We start from the raw sequence: 2,978 nt of genomic DNA, 5'->3' as shown, positions 1-2,978 counted from the left end.
ATCGGGCACTATCTGACGATAAATCATTACCAATAAATTGGAATCATTACCAGTAATCTTAATGTAATACACAAAAGGAAGGACGAGGAAAGAATGCTGATGACAGCGGGCGACAACCCTGTTCCTGCGACGAACTATGAAACAGCCATCGCGCTGCGTGGTATGGCGCTGCTGCAGCCATATCTCCCTAAATATCTGCTGGCGCTCGAAGTTGCCGTATTACTGCATTATCTGCAGGATGAGCGCCAGCGTATGCTGTTTGCCACACTGTGGAACACCGGAGCCCACATTACTGAAGCCCTGACCATCACACCGGAGGATCTGCAACTTGATGGTCCACGCCCCTGCATCCGGTTACGTACACTGAAACAACGCCAGCGGGGAAGGGGACGACTGTCAGCGGATGAGAAAATAGCCAGGATAGTGCCGCTGCTCGATGCCGCATATGTCGATCAGCTTCGCCGCTATCTGGCCACGTTCAGAACCGTCCGTCGACGGCCATTGTTTGCAGTCAGCAGGAAAACAGCCTGGCTGTGGATGCAACAGGCGATCGACAGAGCCCGGGAAGAGGGGATTGAGTTTGCGCTCCCGGCCGTCAATCCAAAGACGCTACGGCACAGTTTTGCCATGCATCTGTTTTTCAACCACGTGCCACCGAAAGTCGTCCAGGCCTATATGGGGCATGAAAGCTATGAAAGCACGGAGGTGTATCTGAAGGTTTTTGCGCTGGACGTGGCGCCACAACTGGGTGTCACATTTTCGCTGGATCACCGTGATTACCGCCATCTTCTGACACGAAAATGAATGACTTATGTATTACATAAGTCATTCATTAGTGTTCTGCCGCCCAAAAAAAGGTGGTGGCCATTGCGTGCTGGTTAGTCAAAAGCCACACCACACTTGTAATTACGTTTGTAGTGCATATATAATAACTGTACACAATATAACCGGGGTGCGAGCAATGAGCACAATTCAGATCCGCGTTGATGACGAGCTGAAAAAAGAGGCCTATCGGGCCTTTGAAAAACTGAATCTTTCGCCTTCAGATGCACTTCGTCTGTTCCTGCGGTATGTCGCTGAGAACGAAAAACTCCCCTTTGCTGAAGTTTCAGTGATGGTGAGCGAAGATGATGAAGACGCTGATATTCTGGCAGTCGTTCGGGAAAGACTGAAAAATCCGGCCAGACGGATCAGGGTTAACGTAGATGACCTTTAATGTTGAATTTGACGAAAGGGCGTTTAAGGAATGGAATAAGCTCGAAAAGACGATCCGCGAGCAATTCAAAAAGAAGCTAAAAAAGCTTCAGCAAAACCCTTATGTGGAATCAGCCCGACTGCATGGTGACCTGGCAGGCTGCTTTAAAATAAAGCTGAGAGCATCTGGTTTTCGTTTGATTTATAGGGTTATCGATGACGAGATTGTTATATGGGTGGTCGCTGTAGGTAAACGGGAAGACGAAAAAGCCTATGAAACGGCCCGTAAACGGCTTTTATAAAAGAAATACAAATGTAATGCATTTGTATTCATGGTGTCAGAAAAAATAACTATCACGCTTATACATAACAAAACCCACCTTAAGGTGGGTTTCGCCAGAAATATCTCTGGTATTCAGAAACGCCTTTACCGGACCAGGCCTGACCAGTGTAAGCCGGTAGCGGGATGTCTGGATTAACCAGTCTGCAGGGTGATGCATCTAATTGGTTGAATTCGATGTATAATGCTCGCTTTTGAGGTTTACTTATGGCCAGCGTTACCGTTCATTGTCCCCGTTGTCAGTCTGCTCGGGTTTATCGTCACGGGCAGTACCCGAACGGACACGACCGGTTCCGCTGCCGCCACTGCCACCGCGTGTTTCAGCTCACTTACTTATACGAAGCCCGCAAGCCCGGTGTTAAAGAGCTCATCACCGAAATGGCCTTCAACGGTGCCGGGGTTCGCGATACCGCCCGGACGCTGAAAGTCGGTATCAATACCGTCATCCGGACTTTAAAAAACTCTCGCCACGACGAATAACGTCATCTCCGGTGGCTTATGCTAATGTGGCGCTTATCTGTGAACTCGATGAGCAGTGGAGCTTCGTTGGCAGTAAAGCTCGACAGCACTGGCTCTGGTACGCATACAACACCAAAACAGGCGGTGTACTGGCCTATACGTTTGGTCCCCGAACCGATGAAACCTGCCGGGAGGTGCCGAAAGATAAGCATCTGACCGGTAAAATATTCACCCAACGCATTGAGCGTAATAACCTGACGCTCCGCACCCGGATTAAGAGGTTGGCTCGTAAAACCATCTGTTTTTCACGCTCTGTTGAGCTTCATGAAAAAGTGATCGGAGCTTTATCGAAAAATACATGTTCTACTAATTGGATGCATTACCTAAATAATCAGGGCAGAGGGCGTTTTTATGCGGGAAATTATTGTTGTGCCATACGATGATAAATGGCCTGAGATGTTTGAGGCTGAAAGTTTACTGATAAGGACATTGCTCGGCGGAGTGGTTAAAAGGGTCCATCATATTGGCAGTACGTCAGTGCCAGGTCTCTCAGCAAAGCCTGTAATCGACATACTGCTGGAAGTCTCCGATGTCAATGAACTGGATACATACAACTCAGCAATGGTTCGCGGCAGGTATGTCGCTTGCGGTGAGAACGGGATTACGGGGCGTAGATTCTTCACCAAGGGTGGTGATCAGCGTAGTCATCACGTGCACGCGTTTGCAGTCGGAGATATGCAGGTATCAAGACATCTTGCATTCCGTGACTATCTCAGAGAAAACAGAGACATTGCAGGTCAGTATGCTGAGGTAAAACACTCTGCTGCACTACTCAGCAGGAACAATGCCCATCGCTATAGCGCGCTCAAAGCGGGCTTTATAGAGCATCATCTACGACTGGCGCTGGATGTCTGAGAGCTATAAAAATTGAGTTTGTAGTGGCACACTGAATTTGGCCACCTGAGTAGAGGTGATATGCTCACCT

4 protein-coding genes and 1 pseudogene are annotated in these 2,978 nt (G+C 48.6%); all 5 read left to right on the top strand.

Going from position 1 to position 2,978, the window contains the following annotated elements; all coding sequences use genetic code 11:
- Nucleotides 1-93: 93 nt before the first annotated feature.
- Nucleotides 94-804 carry a tyrosine-type recombinase/integrase gene (locus tag IAE27_RS29125; protein ID WP_200093408.1) on the top strand — a complete coding sequence of 237 codons (711 nt, stop codon included), beginning with the start codon at nucleotides 94-96 and terminating at the stop codon, nucleotides 802-804.
- A gap of 157 nt (nucleotides 805-961) precedes the next feature.
- Entirely contained in the window at nucleotides 962-1,216 is a 255-nt protein-coding gene (locus tag IAE27_RS29120; protein ID WP_200093407.1) for a type II toxin-antitoxin system RelB/DinJ family antitoxin, read from the top strand.
- Complete coding sequence (locus IAE27_RS29115) at nucleotides 1,206-1,496, top strand: type II toxin-antitoxin system RelE family toxin (protein WP_159762122.1); 291 nt, start codon at nucleotides 1,206-1,208, stop codon at nucleotides 1,494-1,496. The genes IAE27_RS29120 and IAE27_RS29115 overlap by 11 nt, the downstream gene beginning before the upstream one ends.
- A 245-nt stretch (nucleotides 1,497-1,741) precedes the next feature.
- Nucleotides 1,742-2,363, top strand: a pseudogene (locus IAE27_RS29110) (IS1 family transposase).
- Between the two features lie 41 nt (nucleotides 2,364-2,404).
- Nucleotides 2,405-2,908 (top strand): GrpB family protein, encoded by a 504-nt coding sequence (locus IAE27_RS29105; protein WP_200093406.1) that lies wholly within the window; start codon nucleotides 2,405-2,407, stop codon nucleotides 2,906-2,908.
- Nucleotides 2,909-2,978: the final 70 nt, after the last annotated feature.

It is taken from the genome of Klebsiella sp. S69 (genome assembly GCF_016516145.1).
Lineage (GTDB): Bacteria > Pseudomonadota > Gammaproteobacteria > Enterobacterales > Enterobacteriaceae > Klebsiella > Klebsiella oxytoca.
Note: the sequence above shows the minus strand (reverse complement) of the source record. Positions and strands in the feature narration are given on the sequence as shown.

Bases quoted from the DNA above. Each gene is read 5' to 3' on its own strand.
- IAE27_RS29120 (WP_200093407.1), top strand. From the start codon at position 962: ATGAGCACAATTCAGATCCGCGTTGATGACGAGCTGAAAAAAGAGGCC.
- IAE27_RS29115 (WP_159762122.1), top strand. From the start codon at position 1,206: ATGACCTTTAATGTTGAATTTGACGAAAGGGCGTTTAAGGAATGGAAT.
- IAE27_RS29105 (WP_200093406.1), top strand. From the start codon at position 2,405: ATGCGGGAAATTATTGTTGTGCCATACGATGATAAATGGCCTGAGATG.
- IAE27_RS29125 (WP_200093408.1), top strand. From the start codon at position 94: ATGCTGATGACAGCGGGCGACAACCCTGTTCCTGCGACGAACTATGAA.